Source organism: Paenibacillus sp. FSL H7-0703, assembly GCF_038003485.1.
Taxonomy (GTDB): Bacteria; Bacillota; Bacilli; order Paenibacillales; family Paenibacillaceae; genus Paenibacillus; species Paenibacillus polymyxa_B.
Map to the genome: position 1 here is coordinate 1,666,392 of NZ_JBBOPF010000001.1, position 17,763 is coordinate 1,684,154.

At 44.8% G+C, this 17,763-nt stretch carries 17 protein-coding genes; 1 reads left to right on the forward strand and 16 read right to left on the reverse strand.

From position 1 onward, the window contains the following. Nucleotides 1-241: 241 nt before the first annotated feature. The 8 genes from MHB46_RS06980 to ilvB all read right to left on the reverse strand — a co-directional run bounded on the left by MHB46_RS06980 (nucleotide 242) and on the right by ilvB (nucleotide 9,557). A complete protein-coding gene (locus MHB46_RS06980; protein WP_165176165.1) occupies nucleotides 242-1,345 on the reverse strand; it encodes an ATP-binding protein in 1,104 nt (367 codons plus the stop codon). 337 nt (nucleotides 1,346-1,682) lie between these two features. Then, a complete protein-coding gene (locus tag MHB46_RS06985; protein ID WP_013309391.1) occupies nucleotides 1,683-2,099 on the reverse strand; it encodes a hypothetical protein in 417 nt (138 codons plus the stop codon). A gap of 261 nt (nucleotides 2,100-2,360) precedes the next feature. Next, nucleotides 2,361-2,900, reverse strand: coding sequence for a peroxiredoxin (locus tag MHB46_RS06990; RefSeq protein WP_023987763.1), 540 nt, complete (start codon nucleotides 2,898-2,900; stop codon nucleotides 2,361-2,363). Between the two features lie 321 nt (nucleotides 2,901-3,221). Beyond that, a complete protein-coding gene (gene leuB, locus MHB46_RS06995; protein WP_076158045.1) occupies nucleotides 3,222-4,298 on the reverse strand; it encodes a 3-isopropylmalate dehydrogenase in 1,077 nt (358 codons plus the stop codon). 204 nt (nucleotides 4,299-4,502) lie between these two features. After that, a complete protein-coding gene (locus MHB46_RS07000) occupies nucleotides 4,503-6,044 on the reverse strand; it encodes a 2-isopropylmalate synthase (RefSeq protein ID WP_165176169.1) in 1,542 nt (513 codons plus the stop codon). A gap of 124 nt (nucleotides 6,045-6,168) precedes the next feature. Beyond that, nucleotides 6,169-7,161, reverse strand: a complete 993-nt coding sequence (gene ilvC / locus MHB46_RS07005) for a ketol-acid reductoisomerase (RefSeq protein WP_013309387.1) — start codon at nucleotides 7,159-7,161, stop codon at nucleotides 6,169-6,171. A 163-nt stretch (nucleotides 7,162-7,324) separates the two neighbouring features. After that, nucleotides 7,325-7,810 carry an acetolactate synthase small subunit gene (ilvN, locus tag MHB46_RS07010; RefSeq protein ID WP_023987760.1) on the reverse strand — a complete coding sequence of 162 codons (486 nt, stop codon included), beginning with the start codon at nucleotides 7,808-7,810 and terminating at the stop codon, nucleotides 7,325-7,327. 1 nt (nucleotide 7,811) lies between these two features. Beyond that, on the reverse strand, nucleotides 7,812-9,557 hold the full coding sequence (gene ilvB / locus MHB46_RS07015) for a biosynthetic-type acetolactate synthase large subunit (RefSeq protein ID WP_061829126.1): 1,746 nt from the start codon (nucleotides 9,555-9,557) through the stop codon (nucleotides 7,812-7,814). A 613-nt stretch (nucleotides 9,558-10,170) separates the two neighbouring features. Between ilvB and MHB46_RS07020 the strand changes: the two genes are divergently transcribed. Continuing rightward, nucleotides 10,171-10,611, forward strand: a complete 441-nt coding sequence (locus MHB46_RS07020) for a GNAT family N-acetyltransferase (protein ID WP_165176171.1) — start codon at nucleotides 10,171-10,173, stop codon at nucleotides 10,609-10,611. A 34-nt stretch (nucleotides 10,612-10,645) separates the two neighbouring features. Here the strand turns inward: MHB46_RS07020 and MHB46_RS07025 are convergent, their stop codons facing one another. The 8 genes from MHB46_RS07025 to infC form a co-directional block, all read right to left on the reverse strand. Further along, the gene (locus MHB46_RS07025; protein ID WP_023987757.1) at nucleotides 10,646-10,993 is read right to left on the reverse strand and encodes a hypothetical protein; all 348 of its coding nucleotides are present in this window, start codon (nucleotides 10,991-10,993) and stop codon (nucleotides 10,646-10,648) included. 262 nt (nucleotides 10,994-11,255) lie between these two features. Continuing rightward, entirely contained in the window at nucleotides 11,256-12,215 is a 960-nt protein-coding gene (locus tag MHB46_RS07030; protein ID WP_010349245.1) for an ABC transporter permease, read from the reverse strand. A 1-nt stretch (nucleotide 12,216) separates the two neighbouring features. Then, a complete protein-coding gene (locus tag MHB46_RS07035; RefSeq protein ID WP_039269736.1) occupies nucleotides 12,217-13,296 on the reverse strand; it encodes an ABC transporter permease in 1,080 nt (359 codons plus the stop codon). Beyond that, nucleotides 13,289-14,827, reverse strand: a complete 1,539-nt coding sequence (locus tag MHB46_RS07040; RefSeq protein ID WP_341161934.1) for an ABC transporter ATP-binding protein — start codon at nucleotides 14,825-14,827, stop codon at nucleotides 13,289-13,291. The genes MHB46_RS07035 and MHB46_RS07040 overlap by 8 nt, the downstream gene beginning before the upstream one ends. A gap of 141 nt (nucleotides 14,828-14,968) precedes the next feature. Beyond that, on the reverse strand, nucleotides 14,969-16,006 hold the full coding sequence (locus MHB46_RS07045) for a BMP family lipoprotein (RefSeq protein WP_061829124.1): 1,038 nt from the start codon (nucleotides 16,004-16,006) through the stop codon (nucleotides 14,969-14,971). 379 nt (nucleotides 16,007-16,385) lie between these two features. Continuing rightward, complete coding sequence (rplT, locus tag MHB46_RS07050; RefSeq protein ID WP_007429517.1) at nucleotides 16,386-16,745, reverse strand: 50S ribosomal protein L20; 360 nt, start codon at nucleotides 16,743-16,745, stop codon at nucleotides 16,386-16,388. Nucleotides 16,746-16,797: 52 nt separating this feature from the next. Beyond that, entirely contained in the window at nucleotides 16,798-16,998 is a 201-nt protein-coding gene (gene rpmI / locus MHB46_RS07055) for a 50S ribosomal protein L35 (protein ID WP_013309379.1), read from the reverse strand. A 20-nt stretch (nucleotides 16,999-17,018) separates the two neighbouring features. Further along, nucleotides 17,019-17,516: a translation initiation factor IF-3 gene (gene infC, locus MHB46_RS07060; protein WP_013309378.1), complete on the reverse strand. Its 498-nt coding sequence runs from the start codon at nucleotides 17,514-17,516 to the stop codon at nucleotides 17,019-17,021. Nucleotides 17,517-17,763: the final 247 nt, after the last annotated feature.

Here is a 17,763-nt window from a genome sequence, read left to right on the forward strand (position 1 = left end):
GTATCAAAAATAATGTTGTATTCTGGTATATAATAGCATTTAATCTGTGAAAGGTGAATCATTTTTTTGTCTTAAATTCATGAATTCATTTTCGTATTTACGCAAATAACCGAGCTTACAGCACCAAAAAAGCGCATCATCTTGTCAGATTATGCGCTTCATACAACCTTTTCCAAAAAGGTGATACCTATACCCGAACGCTGCACAACATAAAAGAAATAGTATGGAAAACCTCCCCATATTAAACTACAGGAAGCGTGATTTTGAATTGTGTGCCACTTCCATGTTTACTGTCTACATGTATGAAGCCTCCGTGATTTTTGATAATTCGATAGCTCACAGCCAATCCCAATCCAGTTCCACTTTCTTTTGTTGTAAAAAAAGGATCAAATAAACGCGCCAATGTATTGTGATCCATACCTAATCCGTTATCTTCAATACAAATGTGGACATAATTACCCTCAAGCACTGTATGGATATCGATGCAGCCCTCTCGTTCCCCACTGATGCTTTCAATGGCATCCATCGCATTTTTAATCATATTGAGGATAACCTGCTTAATCTGCTTCACATCAATGGAAACCTTCATGAGCTCATCATTTTCGTCCAATGCAATCTGGCAACCCTTCATCAATGCTTCGCTTTCTGTCAGCATCACTACCTCTTTCAGCAGCCCCATCACAGATACAGCCGTTTTTTGCGGAGCCGAAGGCTTGGACGAATTTAAGAACTCATAAATAATGTCGTTCGCACGATCAATTTCTGTTAATATAATGCGGGCATACTCATCCCTGCCCAACTCCACCAAATGTGGCCGAAGCAATTGAATAAAGCCCCGGATTGCGGTAAGCGGGTTACGGATTTCATGGGCGATAGAAGCCGAGATGCGTCCCAGCATCGCCAGCTTATCGTTTTGATACGCCGTCTGCTCAATCTGCTTATAATCCGACACATCCTTGACGCTAAATAAAAAATCCCCATCCATCTGATCACCATAGGTCACTGTTATCAACCAATGCCGACCATACTCATCAATCAACTCGTGATAGCGCTTTCTATGAAAGATAGTTTCTTTATAAATCCGCATGATTTTCTTCTTCTTAAACCGACTTAACTCAGGATGATGCAAAATTTGCATCAAATTGCGACCTGCTAGCGAACTCCGTGGTAGCTCCAGCAATTTCGCCATCTGCACGTTAATAAAGGTCAGTACCCCGTCACTGTCAAACAGCATGATACCACTATCCAGGTTCTCCAGCACATTTTCATACTTGTTATTGGCGATCTGTGTGGAAGGACAAGCTCCCACGGTATCAAGCAAGGCTTCTTGGAATTCACTGATCATGCCAGGCTTCCCCCTTGTTTCGGAATGACAAACTGGCCGTTTCGGACGCGTAATAATCTTGAAGAAGAGAAAGGCATCTATCGACTACCCTTCAATGGTGTAGAAAACAGTTTCACAGAAATCCGACCATCTCTTTCCAATTCGAGTCTTATTTTATGATAGACAAGATTAAGGATCGCAGTCAATCGGAAAAAGTGTCGAATCCAAATTTTTATCCTGTTTTCTTTCGTCATAATATCTGCGCAATATTACCAAAATGAGAGATTAAGTTAGGAACAAGCGCCCTACACACCAAAGAAGCTCTCCAGAATTGAGAGCTTCTTTGGTGTGTAGGATGTCAACTGCCGCTCTTATTATGTTGAAGCCGGGATCGTCTTTGGCTCATAACGGCCAGTCTTCTCTTAAGCTCTCCCTGCCATTTTTCATCATTCATCTGTTTGGCTACCATCAATAAATCCAGGGATATGTCAATTTGACGCTTCACAATTTCAAAGGCATCTTCACTTTCACGATTCACACAATTTTCAAATATCGTATCATCGTCTTCCATGACATAATCCTGAAAATCAATCTCGGTTGCCCCATCTCCATGTGCATATTCAGCCAGAATTTCATACTCATTTTCGACTTTATAATGAACTTCAATGCGACGACATACCGGGCAAAACAGCAAAGGAACATTATGAACTTGGGTGCGGTAATGCTTCAGCGTTCCCTTGGTTCCTACCATGCTTGCTCCACAGCAATAACTCATCCGGGCTCAGCCTCCTCTGAACAAAACCTGTTCTGCCTTGTTTATCTTCTACAATACCTTATTCGCTTTCATCAGGCAAAATTCCTCCAGAACACAACAACATTTCCATAATTATTTGTTACTTCACTCTATATTGTCTCATTTAAACAGGATATCCTCACATCTTGCGCTGGCGCAGAGCAGGCAAGCAAGCCCCCAATAACGGCAGAGTAACCGCTAGTTGGGGGCTTGCTTGTTTAATTTCAACTTGTGAAGCTTATATTACAGATTTTGATCGCCTGGTTTCCAGTTCATTGGGCACAAGCCACCGGATTGCAAAGCTTGCAGTACACGCAAAGTTTCTTCCACACTGCGGCCTACGTCGTTGTGGTTAACCACTTGATATTTCAATTCGCCTTCTGGATCAATGATGAACAAGCCGCGCAATGCAACGCCTTCTTCTTCGATCAGAACGCCATAATCGCTCGCTGTTTTCTTCGTGATGTCAGAAGCCAATGGGAAGTTCAGTTTGCCCAGACCATTGTTTTCTTTAGCTGTGTTGATCCATGCTTTGTGACTGTGCACGGAGTCTACACTGATACCCAGAATTTCAGTATCCAGCTCTTTGAATTGGTCAGCAGCATCGCTCAACGCTGTAATTTCCGTAGGGCACACAAAAGTGAAATCCAGTGGATAGAAGAAAAATACGAGCCACTTGCCACGGTAATCGGAAAGCTTCACCGAACCAAATTCTTGACCGTCTCCAGTCACTGTTTCCAATGCAAAATCAGGGGCGGGTCTTCCTACCAATCTTTCTGCCATAATAATGAAATCCTCCTTTAAAATATGTAAGAAAAACACCGAATGTGTTTTCCTCAATCATCTGTATTGTAATGAACAACTTACTTGATAAATGTTATCATTCGCTGAAATCAAAGTCAATATTATAACCATTACTTTTTTATAATTATTTTAAACTAGCTTAAAAATTCACGTTTTATTCACATTTTGAACTTTTGAATATACAAGTAGCTCCTGACTGCTCAGGAGCTACTGTGCTAAACATTTGTCGAAAAGGCTGTACTGTATAACCTTACTATATAATAGGAAGCTTTTTTTCAGAACAGGTGATTTACGGAGCTTTTAACGAATAGCTGCTGCGATCAGATCTCCCATTTGAGTTGTCGAGATCGCTTGAGATTTATCCACCGCAATATCCGCCGTACGGTGCCCTGCATCCAATACCTCAGCTACCGCTTTCTCAATGGCATCAGCTGCCTTCTCGTACCCGAAGGTGAGACGGAACATCAAAGCAACGGACAAAATCGTTGCGATGGGATTCGCCAGCCCTTGACCTGCAATGTCAGGCGCCGAGCCATGTACCGGCTCGTATAGGCCGAAGCTGCCTTCTCCAAGTGATGCGGAGGAGAGCATGCCGATGGATCCGGTCAGCATAGCCGCTTCATCACTGAGAATGTCACCAAACATATTTTCCGTCACGATGACGTCAAAGCTAGATGGACGACGCAGCAATTGCATGGCGCAGTTATCAACCAATACATGCTCCAGCTCGACATCCGGGTAGTCTACAGCAACCCGGTTAACTACTTCACGCCATAAACGGGAGGTTTCCAGTACATTAGCCTTATCCACCGATGCTAGTTTCTTGCGACGTTTTTGTGCAATTTCGAAAGATTGGCGCACTATACGCTCTACTTCTGTTACATTATATGCACAAGTATCGACTGCTTCCTCACCCTGAGGACTTTCTCGTCTGAACTTCTCGCCGAAATAAATGCCGCCCGTCAGTTCGCGCACCACGATCAGGTCCGTTCCTTCCAACACTTCCGGTTTCAATGTAGATGCGTCCTTGAGACAGTCAAAGACGACAGCAGGACGAAGATTCGAAAACAGACCGAGCTCTTTACGAATGCCCAGCAGTCCAGTTTCAGGACGAAGTTCCTTTGGATTGTTGTCCCATTGTGGTCCTCCTACCGCTCCCAGCAGGACGGCATCTGCAGATTGACATACTGCCAGTGTTTCTTCCGGCAATGGTGTGCCCTTCTTATCAATCGCAATCCCACCGAACAGCGCATGCTCCGTTTCAAATGAAAGGCCGAACACTTCTTCCGTACGTTTCAAAATTTTCTCTGCCTCTGCGACCACTTCAGGTCCAATTCCATCTCCCGCTATTACCGCAATCTTTTTAACGTCTGCCATCACGTACACTCCTCTTGTTATACAGCTATACAACCGTATTTTTCATACCTTCTTTGTAACATACATGGCAGGACTTTGACCAAGATATAGAATCTATCAATTCAATAGGCACAGCCTATAAGCTGATTTTTTCATCAGAGAAAAAGAAAACAGGACCGGAAACATCCGATCCTGTATATATCCAACTCTTAAGTCTGCATAAAATTAAGATTTATAATCTACGCGATTACTGTAATTTTTACGCTTGTCGATCAAACCATTTAGCGCATCTACGTAAGCCCGAGCACTTGCTTCCAGAATATCGGTACTTACCCCGCGTCCCTGCACAGACAGTCCGTTTTGCGTCAGCACTACATGGACTTCACCCAGGGCGTCCTTACCATGGGTAACTGACTTGATGGAGTAATCTGAAAGTACAACGCTTTCGCTGCTGGCTTGGTCAATCGCATTGTAGATCGCATCGACTGAACCATTTCCTTCAGCTTCTGTCTCGATAACCTGACCTTCATCGTTAACCAGACGTACTTGTGCGGAAGGCGTAGCCTTGTTCCCGTAGGTAACAAAAATGGTTTCCAGCTTGAAGACTTCAGGTGCATCGGCCAATTTTTCTTCCAGCAATGCCAAAATATCATCGTCCGAAACTTCCTTTTTCTTATCAGCCAAGTCCTTGAACTGCCCAAAAGCGCGATTCAGATCTTCTTCACTCAATTCGTAGCCCAACTCGATCAAACGCTCACGGAAAGCATGACGACCTGAGTGCTTACCGAGTACCAGCTTGCTTTCTTTTAGACCGATACTTTCTGGTGTCATGATTTCATAGGTCGTTTTCTCTTTCAGCATGCCGTCCTGATGAATACCTGATTCGTGCGCAAAAGCATTGGCTCCAACAATCGCCTTGTTGCCCGGCACTACCATCCCCGTCAAACGGCTAACCAAACGGCTCGTGCGCGCAATTTCAGACAATTGCAGAGATGTTTTGGCCTGGAAAAATTCCTGTCTCGTCTCCAGTGCCATGGCGATTTCCTCAATGGCCGTGTTTCCAGCGCGTTCACCAATACCGTTAATGGTTCCCTCGATCTGATCCGCACCGTTCAGGATGGCAGCGAGTGTATTAGCAGTAGCCATTCCCAGGTCATTGTGGCAATGTGCACTCAATTGAATCTTCTCCACATCGACCACATTTTCCTTAATGTGTTTGAATATATTTCCATACTCGTAGGGTGTCAAGTAACCTACCGTATCTGGAATGTTGACGACAGAAGCCCCTTCTTGTACAGCCATGGTAACCATTTCAACCACAAAATCAAGCTCTGTACGACCTGCATCCTCCAAAGAAAACTCCACTTTAGGCAAATATTTCAACCCATAGCGTATGGCAGCACGAGCAGTTTCCAATACCTGTGCCTTCTCCATCCGCAGCTTATGCTGACGGTGAATAGGAGAAGTTGCCAAGAAGATATGGATACACGGGTCCTGAGCTCCCTTGAGTGCCTCGCGAACCGCATCAATATCCTGTTCCCTTGCACGCGAAAGACCAATAACCGTCGAATTTTTCACAGCTTTTGCTACTGCATTAACAGCCGCCAGATCACCCGGAGAAGCAGCCGGGAACCCAGCCTCCATACGATCGATTCCCAGCTTCTCCAACTGATGAGCGATCTCCACTTTCTCACGAGTATTCAAGTTCACGCCAGGTGACTGTTCTCCGTCTCTCAACGTTGTGTCAAATATATATATTTTGCGCAACCTAACGCACCTCCTCAGGATTAGGACCCTTAAATTACAATGCGGCTCACGCAATAAGCAGGGCCGCATTGTAATTAATATTTATAAATAATTCATGTTGTCGAGTTCATAGTACAAAAGATTATTACTTTTTGATCCAATGCATCATTTCACGCAATTGTCCGCCCACCACTTCAATCGGATGGTTAGCTTCATTACGACGAGTAGCCGTCAGGAATGCACGTCCAGATTGATTTTCAAGGATGAAGTCACGAGCAAATTTACCTTGTTGAATGTCAGTCAATACATCCTTCATGGCTTTCTTCGTATCTTCCGTTACCACGCGTGGTCCAGTTACATAATCACCATATTCCGCTGTATTACTGATGGAATCACGCATCGTTGCCAATCCACCTTCATACATCAAGTCAACGATCAGCTTAAGCTCATGCAAGCATTCAAAGTATGCCATCTCAGGAGCATAACCTGCTTCAGTCAATGTTTCAAAGCCCGCTTTTACGAGTGCGCTCACGCCGCCACACAATACCGCCTGCTCACCGAACAGATCCGTCTCCGTTTCTTCACGGAAGGAGGTTTCAATTACGCCCGCACGTGTACAGCCAATGCCTTTTGCGTATGCAAGACCGATTTCTTTGGCTTGACCCGTTGCGTCCTGCTCAATTGCGATCAACCCCGGTACTCCAAACCCTTCTACATAGGTACGACGTACCATATGTCCTGGGGATTTTGGAGCAACCAGCAATACATCGCTATCTTTAGGAGCTACGATTTGTCCAAAATGAACGTTGAAACCATGGGAGAACAAAAGAGCTGCGCCTTTTTTCAGGTTAGGTTCAATTTCATTTTTGTACACAGAAGCTTGAGTTTCATCAGGTAACAAAATTTGAACCACATCTGCACGGCTTGTTGCATCAGCTACGTTCAGAACTTCAAAACCGTCGTTTCTTGCGACATCAGCTGATTTGCCTTCACGCAAACCAATAACAACATTCACACCACTGTCACGCAAGTTTTGTGCTTGAGCATGTCCTTGGCTACCGTAACCAATAACGGCCACTGTCTTTCCTTTCAATACGCTGAGTTCTGCATCTTTTTCGTAGTACGTTGTAACTGCCATGGTTAATTTCCTCCTTTTAATTGGACCCTTCATAATGAGCGGGTACCCCAAGAGACTTTCCCTCGTGCTCAGTATCTAAAAATCTCTTCGAGCCCCCGCTCTTATGCGGGCGGTTCTTTATTGATGTAATGCGCTATAAGCGGTAATTCGTTAAAGCTCCATATTAAGCATTGCCACGTATCATAGCTGTAACCCCGGTTCGAGTCAACTCCCGAATACCGTAAGGCTTCAACAACTCGATCATGGCATCAATTTTTTCTGTATCGCCAATGACCTGTACGATCAAGCTCGTCGTTCCAACATCAATTACAGCTGCTCTGAATGTTTCCACCACACCCATGATCTCTGGCCGCTGAGGCGGTTCTGCCTTTACCTTTATCATCGCCAATTCCCGAGCTACCATCGGCTTGGAACTGAGATCGATGACCTTGATCACATCAACCAGCTTGTAAAGCTGCTTTTCAATCTGCTCCAAGTTGTTCTCATCCCCTACAGTCACAATGACCATACGGGATAATCCAACTTCTTCCGATTGTCCCACCGTTATGCTCTCAATGTTAAAGCCTCGACGACCGAACAGGCCGGACACACGTTGCAAAACGCCGGGTTGATCATTTACCAGTACAGCAATGGTATTTTTTGTTGTCATTTTACTCGTCCCCCATCAGCATTTGATCAATTGTCGAACCTTGCGTCACCATCGGATATACATTCTCTTCCTTGCTGACTACAAACTCGACAACGACCGGTCCGGGTGTATCAAGCGCCTCCTGCCAAGCCCGACGTGCCTCTTCCTTATTCGTAGCACGCAGTCCTTTGACTCCGTATGCTTCGGCAAGTTTCACAAAATCCGGACTTCCAGCCAGGTCAATGTGACTATACCGATTGTTATAGATCAATTCCTGCCATTGGCGAACCATTCCAAGAACCTGGTTGTTGATAATTACGATTTTAACCGGAATGTTATTGATTGCACAGATGGCTAATTCCTGCGAACACATCTGCATACCGCCGTCCCCGTTAATCGATATTACCAATCTGTCGGGATTGGCCATCTGAGCACCGATTGCAGAAGGGAAACCAAATCCCATCGTACCGAGTCCACCAGAGGTGACCCATGAACGTGGCTGATTGAATTTGTAATACTGCGCTGCCCACATTTGATGCTGTCCCACGTCCGTCGTTACGATTGCGCCGCCCTTGGTCGTTTCATCCAACAGCTCAACAACCCATTGTGGTTTAAGCACCGTTTCAGAATCCTTATATGAATAAGGTTTCTCTTTCTTCCAATGCTGAATTTGCGCTCTCCATGCATCAGCTCGATCCGCACGTTTCACATCCTGATTCAGCAATTCCAGCACTGCCTTCACGTCACCCACGATAGGAATATCCGCTGCAACATTTTTTCCAATTTCAGCAGGGTCGATATCAATGTGGACGATTTTAGCTTGAGGAGCAAACCCATCCAACTTGCCTGTTACCCGATCATCGAAGCGGGCTCCGATACAGATCAACAGATCTGACTGTTGAATCGCTTGATTGGAGGTGTATGTTCCATGCATCCCCGGCATCCCCGTCCACAGTTCATGTCCACTTGGGAAACCACCCAATCCGAGCAATGTTGTCGTAATAGGAATTTCCGTTTTACGAACAAACTCGTAAAGTGCTTCATGTCCACCGGAGTATACAACTCCTCCACCTGCCAGAATGAATGGACGTTCTGCTTCGGAAATAGCTTGAGTTAGCTTGTCTAGTTGAATTTTGTTGGGTATCACTTTCGGGTTATAACCCCGCATGGTCACAGGTTCCGTTTGTGGAACAAACAACGTCTGGGCTGCAGAAATATCCTTCGGAATATCAATCAGCACCGGTCCCTTGCGCCCTGTGTTGGCAATATGAAATGCCTCATGGATGATTCGCGGCAGATCCTCCACATCTCTTACCAGATAGCTGTGCTTCGTAATCGGCATTGTAATTCCCGTGATATCGGCTTCCTGGAAAGCATCCGTACCGATCAGGGAAGATATAACGTTACCCGTGATGACCACTAACGGCACCGAATCCATAAAAGCCGTCGCAATACCAGTTACCAGATTTGTCGCTCCAGGTCCGGAAGTGGCGATACAGACACCCACTTTACCGCTCGCCCGTGCATAACCATCTGCCGCATGAATAGCTCCTTGCTCGTGACGAGTGAGGACATGCTTGAAATCCTTAAAGCCATACATGGCATCATAGATATAAAGCACTGCACCACCAGGATATCCGAAGACACAATCTACTCCCTCCAGCAACAGGCTACGGAGTAAAATTTCCGAACCTGTAATCACTTCAGGCTTCATCCACTTTTCACGTAATTCATTGGTTGACCTAACTTCAGGAATTTGTGCACTCATTGGTCATCCTCCTTTACAAAATTTACATACATCTGACATTTGTAAAAACAAAAAAACCTTTCATCCCTAGAACAGACTTGCTGTTACTGAGGGACGAAAGGCTGTAGCTTCCGTGGTACCACCCGTGTTTGCCCGATATTTCGCAATATCGAACCTTGGCAGGTACAGAAATCACAAAGGATCTCCATATCTGGCGTCTGTAACGTAGACCGTACGATTTTCCCTAATAGGTGATTCAGCGCACCGTTAATATCATCGGGCCCAAATACTTTTCAGGAAAACAGCTCCAAGGTGAGCTCGTTAAAAAGGGATTTTGGTGAAGCTTGCAGCTAATGCCTCACTCTCTGAACAAAAGAGCCCTAATCACTTCGTCCTCTTCATTGCCGTTGAGTTCATGTCATTCTTTCAAATGTTTAGACACATTATATGTCTCTCATCTGGGATAGTCAATACCCATATTTCATAAAAATTTATGTTTCTTTTCTGAAGCACCTCAGAGTCGCACGCTTGTAAGAGGTACCCGCATATTATAAAAAAGACCACACGGTGAGACAGTGCACTCCTCCAAAGCCACGTCTTATCTTGTTAAAAGGGTAGAAAAGGAGGCCCGTTTATGATTCGAAAACGAAGCTATCAAGATGACAGCATCATCTTTCGTCTCATCGAGCAAGAGCTTGTCCCCCTATCGCATTTAAGTGCCCCAGAAATGGAACAAATACGCAAAGAATTACCCCGGCGCTTAAACCGGGGCATCACTTTTGTAGCTTGCAGACCGGATAATGCACAGGTTGTTGGCTTCATTCATGTTATGCTGCATGGCGAACTATTATACATTGATTTGATCGCAATCTCTTCGGCTCATCAAGGTATGCGATACGGAAAAAAACTGCTGGAGCATGCCGAACACTACGGACGACTGCGTCGCTGCAAGCGGGCTAAAGTTATGGTGGACGAAGACAATATCAGGGGGATCCATTTTTATCTACGTCATCAATATCAAATGCTGCGCTACGTAGCTCTGAGCCGATGCCACGAACTCGAAAAGTCACTGTAAAAAGTATCTTTTTCGAGCTCAAGATTTTGTATGACTAAAATAAATTAGGGTAATACGGATATCCTACGCCGGGGTACCCCCCGTCTGTATACGGGCCTGGCTGCGGACCATATCCTGGTCCTCCATAACCTGGACCGTAGCCACCATATCCCCCACCATAGGCACCAATGTATGGAGCTGTGCCGATGGCAAGCAAGTCAAACAGCACCAGAGGAATAATCGCCTTCGTGTTTACTTTTTTCTTGCGGTTTGGTTGAAGAACCAGTCGGTTACCCGAAATGCGAATCAGCTTGCCGCTGACCTGGGAACCATCCTTGCGAGTAGCAAAGATGACTTTGCCAACAAGCTTCTCCACCTGCTTTCTGGTTACTGCCTGTTTCATCGTATTTCCTCCTTCTTTCTCAACGGATGGACAGATTGAACGGCTCCTTGATAGCTCATCACCACCACAAAATAGACCGGAGCTGACAGGGGCCGAGCGTCCCGTCCAATCTGCATAGCACAGTCTATTCCATTCATGCCAGTGGCGTATGTTTAAATGCCTGCACAATATAAAAAAAATCTGGTACCTGCACATGCAGATACCAGATTTTTTATACACCAATGTACATTTTCAAAACATACACATCAGCTATTTATAAGTTTTAACGCTTGCTTGGATCATAAAGTTGACCCAAAGCGGCCGGAGCACGTGAACGTCCGACAGCCGCTACCAGTACAATAATCGTCAGGAGATATGGCAACATAAAAATAATTTCCTGGGGAATACTTTGGGACCATGCGAACAGCTGCACATAGTTGCGAATGGCTTGTGAAAAACCAAAAAACACTGCTGCGCCAAAAGCGCCGAGCGGATTCCATTTACCGAAAATCATAGCGGCAATAGCAATATATCCCTGCCCCGAAACTGTATTGTGCGAGAACATGTTGGTTGTAGTCAGAGTGATTGTAGCCCCACCAATCCCAGCCAACGCCCCACTGATCATAACACCAATATACCGAAGACGATTTACTTTAATACCCACTGTATCGGCCGCTCCTGGATGCTCCCCAACGGAACGCAAACGCAAGCCAAACGGTGTTTTATACAAAGTAAAATAGCCAATAATAACTAATAGAATGGCTAAGTATGTCGTTGGATAGGCTTGGAAAAAGGCTTTTCCTGCAATCGGGATATCCACAAGGTAAGGGATGGATATTTCGTTGAAACCCTGAATCCGACCCGTGTCACCATCACCCTCAAATAAAAGCTTGACCATGTACAGTGTACTACCTGCTGCCAAAAAGTTGATAACTATACCACTTATTACCTGATCGGCTTTGAACGTAATAGAGGCTACAGCATGAATTAGCGAAACCAGAATACCGAACACCGCAGCTGACAGCACACCTACCCAAGCCGCAGAGGTGCCTCCTAGTCCAGCTTGCTCGGCATAAAATCCGCCAACACCCGCTGCAAACGCTCCAAATACCATAAGTCCTTCCAACCCGAGGTTCGTTACACCGGATTTTTCTGAAAAAACTCCGCCGAGAGACGCAAAAATAATCGCCGTCGCAAAAACGAGCGTTGTATGGATTAATTCACCAAGTGTTAACCAACTCATTCTACAACACCTTCTCTTTCTTCCGCTTGGAGTAGAGCGGCTTCACAACCCAACGTACAATACCTTGGGCCGCAATGAAGAAAATAATCGAGCCAATGACAACCCGGATAATTTCGGGCGGTACATCTGCGCTAAAGCTCATCCCCGCAGAACCATACGTAAGCGTTCCGAACAAAACAGAACCGAGCAGCACACCGAATGGGTTATTCATCCCAATCAGAGCTACAGCGATACCGTCAAAGCCGGTTCCCGGTGATCCTGCCATGACAGATTGATAATGGAATACTCCTAGTACTTCAAAGGCACCTGCCAATCCGGCAAAAACTCCACTAATGAACATCGCTTTTATGATATTACGATTTACATTCATACCTGCATAGCGGGATGCATCCTGATTAAATCCGACAGCCCGAAGCTCATAGCCTTGCTTTGTTTTCCACATGAAAATGTAGAAAAAGACTGCCGCCAGCACTGCAATAACTGTACCCCAATGTACCCGAGCATTCCCCATCATCTGGGACAGCCATTCGATGGAAATTGAAGCAGAAGGCTGAATATCCACAGAACGATTTTCACCATCCATAAGTGCGAACTGATTGATCACCAAATTAGCCAAATACAGACCAATCCAGTTCATCATAATACATGTAATAACTTCATTCACGCCTCGTTTGGCCTTCAAATAGCCAGCAATCGCAGCCCACAAGCCTCCGAAAACTGCACCTGCAATCACAGCTAGCGGTGCATGTATGATAGCTGGCAACCCATGGAGTTTAATGCCCACAATCGAAGCAGCTGTCATACCTACCAGAAACTGACCTTCGCCGCCAATATTAAACAATCCGGCGCGGGCCGCAAAAGCAAATGCCAGCCCCGTTAAAACCAGCGGAGTCATCTCACGGATAGCCTCTCCAAAGTTATAAGAATCTCCGTATACACGGCTAAACAAAGCAGAATAGGCCACAATAGGGTCATACCCGCCAATCAGCATCACAATAGCACCCAGAAGGAGACCCAAAATAATAGAGACCAGCGCCAGTACAAAGGAGTCTTTTGTGAATATTTTCAATAGATTAGCCATTCTCTACTCCTTTCTTCACTGCACTTCCTGCCATCATCAGTCCCAGTTCCTGGTCATTCGTTTCTTCTGGCAGCACTTCCCCGACAATCTTGCCCTCATAGATGACAGCAATTCGGTCGGATACATTCATAATCTCATCCAGTTCAAAAGATATGAGCAACACAGCTTTACCTTGGTCCCGCTGGGCAATCAGTTGTTTCTGGACAAATTCAATAGCTCCGACATCCAGACCGCGTGTAGGCTGTGCTGCAATGAGAAGGTCTGGATTTTTATCAATTTCACGCGCAATGATAGCCTTCTGCTGGTTCCCACCAGATAATGCTCTTGCCTTCGTGTGAATATCCGGTGTCCTTACATCAAACTTTTCGATAAGACTTTTGGCCTGTTTCTCTATAGCATCTTTGTTCAAGAAGCCATTTTTACTGTAAGGCGCCTGGTAATACGTCTCCAGCACCATATTTTCACTCATAGAAAAATCGAGCACCAACCCATGCTTATGACGGTCCTCCGGTATATGTGAAACGCCTGCCTCTGAAATTTTGCGTGGTGGCTGATTGGCCACCTCTTGTCCGAGCAAACGGATGCTTCCGTCATCCACCTTGCGTAAGCCTGTCAAAGCTTCAATCAGCTCACTCTGTCCATTTCCATCTACTCCGGCAATCCCCAAAATCTCGCCCGCCTTGACCTGAAGGTTCAACTCATTTAGAACATTAATGCCATCCTTGTTTTTAGAAATTACATTGTTCATTTCCAGTACCGTTTGTCCTGGTTGCGCAAGCTGCTTGTCCACTTTAAAGGACACACGACGGCCCACCATTTTCTCAGCCAGCTCATTTGGTGTTGTTTCAGACGTCTTGACCGTATCAATAACCTGACCTCGGCGAATGATCGTAACCGTATCTGCAATTTGCATGATTTCTTTAAGTTTATGAGTAATAAGAATAATTGATTTGCCTTCAGCGACCAAGCGCTTCATAATATCCAGCAACTCAGTGATCTCCTGCGGTGTCAGCACAGCTGTAGGCTCATCGAAAATCAGAATATCTGCACCGCGATAGAGCGTTTTGATAATTTCTACACGTTGCTGCATACCAACAGATATATCCTCAATTTTGGCATTCGGATTTACCTGAAGACCGTACTGCTCAGACAGCCGCTGTACTTCTGCGGCAGCCTTTTTATAATTGATTTTCAGACCCTTACGTGGCTCCGAGCCCAGGACAATATTTTCGGTAACGGTAAACGGCTGTACGAGTTTAAAATGCTGATGCACCATGCCAATCCCCAGATCAATCGCCTTATTTGGACTATCAATCTGTACGGGTTTACCTCCGATTTCAATTGTCCCTTCATCCGGCTGATACAGTCCGAAAAGAATATTCATAAGCGTAGATTTACCCGCGCCATTCTCACCCAAAAGGGCATGAATTTCTCCCTTATGCAGCTTGATGCTGATGGAGTCGTTGGCAACGATGCCGGGGAATCGTTTTGTAATTTGCTTTAACTCAACGACGGGGGTCGCTGCATCCATGAGATCACCCTTATACACTTTATAGTATGTGCTCCAATGAGCTGATTTTGCCCGTTATAATCCATATAACTCCAGACGTAAGAACAAGGCTAGTCTTATGAACCAGCCTTGTCGCTACTTCTATGTTCTTCAAGCCAAAACTTATTTCGAAGGAACTGTAATTTCGCCCTTAATAATTTTTTGCTTGTATTGTTCTACAAGATCAAGCACGTCTTTAGGTACGTTTTTCGTTGATGTGTCTGCCAAACCAATACCATTATCCTTCAGAGCCAGTGTCTCGACACCACCCTTAAATTTACCATCAATTACTTCTTTAGATACGCGTTTTACAGCTTCATCTACACGTTTTACCATCGAAGTCAATGTTACGTCGTCACCAAACTCAAGTGATTGGTCTTTATCTACGCCAATAACCCATACTTGCTGACCTTGTTGCTTACGTGCGAGCGCTTCATTAAATACACCTGTACCAGATCCGCCAGCTGCATGGAAAATAATATCCGCACCGCTGTTATAGATCGTCGCAGCTGCTGCTTTACCCAGGTCCGGCTTATCAAATGCACCTGTGTAGTTAACTTCCAATTTTGCATTTGGATTTACAGCTTTAATTCCTGCTTCGAATCCTTTTTCAAAACGTTTGATCAATGGGCTGTCTTGTCCACCCACAAAACCAATTTTGTTTGTTTTGGTAAGCTTACCAGCTACAACCCCCACCAAGAAGGAACCTTCATTTTCAGCAAAAACAACCGATTTTACGTTAGGCGCATCCACGACACTGTCAATGATCGCCAAATTCTTGCTTGGGTTGTCTTTCGCTACTTGTCCAATCGCATTCGCCAGATTAAAACCGATTCCCCAAGTCAGGTTAAAATCACCCTTAACAAATTGGTTCAGGTTAGGAATATAATCTTGATCGGATTTACTTTGCAGGTATTTAACTTTAACGCCCGATTCTTTCTCAGTGGCTTGTAGTGCCTCCCAAGCAGATTGGTTAAACGATTTGTCGTTTACTCCACCCACATCTGTAACCATGCCGATTTGGACATTCGATGTTTTGGCAGAACCACCTGTGTCTCCACCATTTGCGTTGGATGCACCTTGATTTTTGTTACCGCAGCCTGCGAGAATGACCGAGATCGCCAGCAGCATAACCAAAGACATACTGAACATTTTCTTCATGCTGATACTGTTCCCCCTTAGTGTTAGATCCCTGGACTGTCTCTTTTCTTTGAACATGTACATGCTCATTGCATGTCATTTACTGACGAGACAGATCGTACAGAAGACTTACTTTAGAGATTATACAATTATGATCGGCTAAAATCTAGACAATTAATAACCTTGGGTCAATTTTTTTTAAAATCTCATCAATGTAAGCGTTACAAAGTTAAAAAAAACATACATTTTTCCATCTCACGTCATATTTATTCGTATTTTGGAGAAAACGAAGTCTTTTCCGTAACATTGAGTATGTACAAAAAAAGGCATCCCTACACAGCGTACTGCTTGGGATACCTTTTTACCGCTTTCGCGGTTTCCACGCCTTCATTATTAATAATTAAGCGTTGATTTTGCCTTTAGCAACAGTTGCCAAAGAGTTGAATGCATTAATATCATTGACTGCAAGATCAGCCAAGATTTTGCGGTTAATGTCCACACCAGCCAATTTCAGACCGTGCATCAATTTGCTGTAAGACAAACCGTTCAAACGAGCTGCTGCGTTGATACGCACGATCCACAGTCTGCGGAAGTTACGTTTCGTCTGACGACGGTCACGGTATGCGTAAACAAGCGATTTCATTACCTGCTCGTTAGCTGTTTTAAAAATGCGGTGTTTGGAACCAAAATAACCTTTAGCAAGCTTCAATACTTTTTTATGACGACGACGAACGACGAATCCGCCCTTTACTCTTGCCATATCAATAGACCTCCCAAATAATGTTTATACTTCATTCATTGCAGTGCTAGTGCTATTTCAGGTTAGCAAGACCTTGTTTCAGACGCTTAACGTCCCCAGGTGCCATCTCAGGGTTAGTACCCAGAACGCGTTTTGCACGTTTGGATTTGTGGGAAAGCAAATGGTTTTTGTAAGCTTTGTAACGCATTACTTTACCAGTACCGGTAATTTTGAAGCGGCCTTTAAGGCTGCTATGTGTTTTCATTTTAGGCATTGAACTTCCTCCTTAATTTGTCATTGACTCTTTGGAGCCAATATCATAATCATGCTGCGTCCTTCGAGCTTGGGTTGGCGCTCCACGGTACAAAGATCAGCAACTTCCAATTTCACACGTTCGAGAATTTTTTGACCCACATTAGCATGGGTAATTTCACGACCGCGGAAACGAACGGAGCATTTCACCTTGTCCCCTTCATTCAGGAACTTTACCACATTGCGAAACTTGGTTTGGTAGTCATGTTCCTCGATGTTGGAACGGAACCATACCTCTTTGATGTCAACGATCTTCTGGTTTTTACGGGCTTCCTTTTCTTTCTTCTGTTGCTCATAGCGGAATTTACCGTAATCCATAATCCGACACACGGGCGGCTTCGCTTGAGGCGCCACGTTTACGAGATCCAAGTTTGCGTCAATCGCCATTTGCAAAGCTTCACGCGTCGGTGTAATCCCGATTTGTTCCCCATTCGCACCAACTAGACGTACTTCTCTCACCCGAATCTCATCATTGATCATATGTTCCTTACTAATAACCCTCCACCTCCAGAACCTGTTATTGTTGTATTGTGTTTAAGCACAAAAAAGGGATGACGACTACACAGCCGACATCCCTGTCTGATACTCAATTCATCATGAAAGTTCAATTCACAAATCATTGGATCATGACCAGCCGGCAATACCGGGCAGGTGAGAAGTCGGACCTTCTACTTGTTAATCCATACTTTTCAATTAACATACTCGAATATCTTATCACGGTGCAATC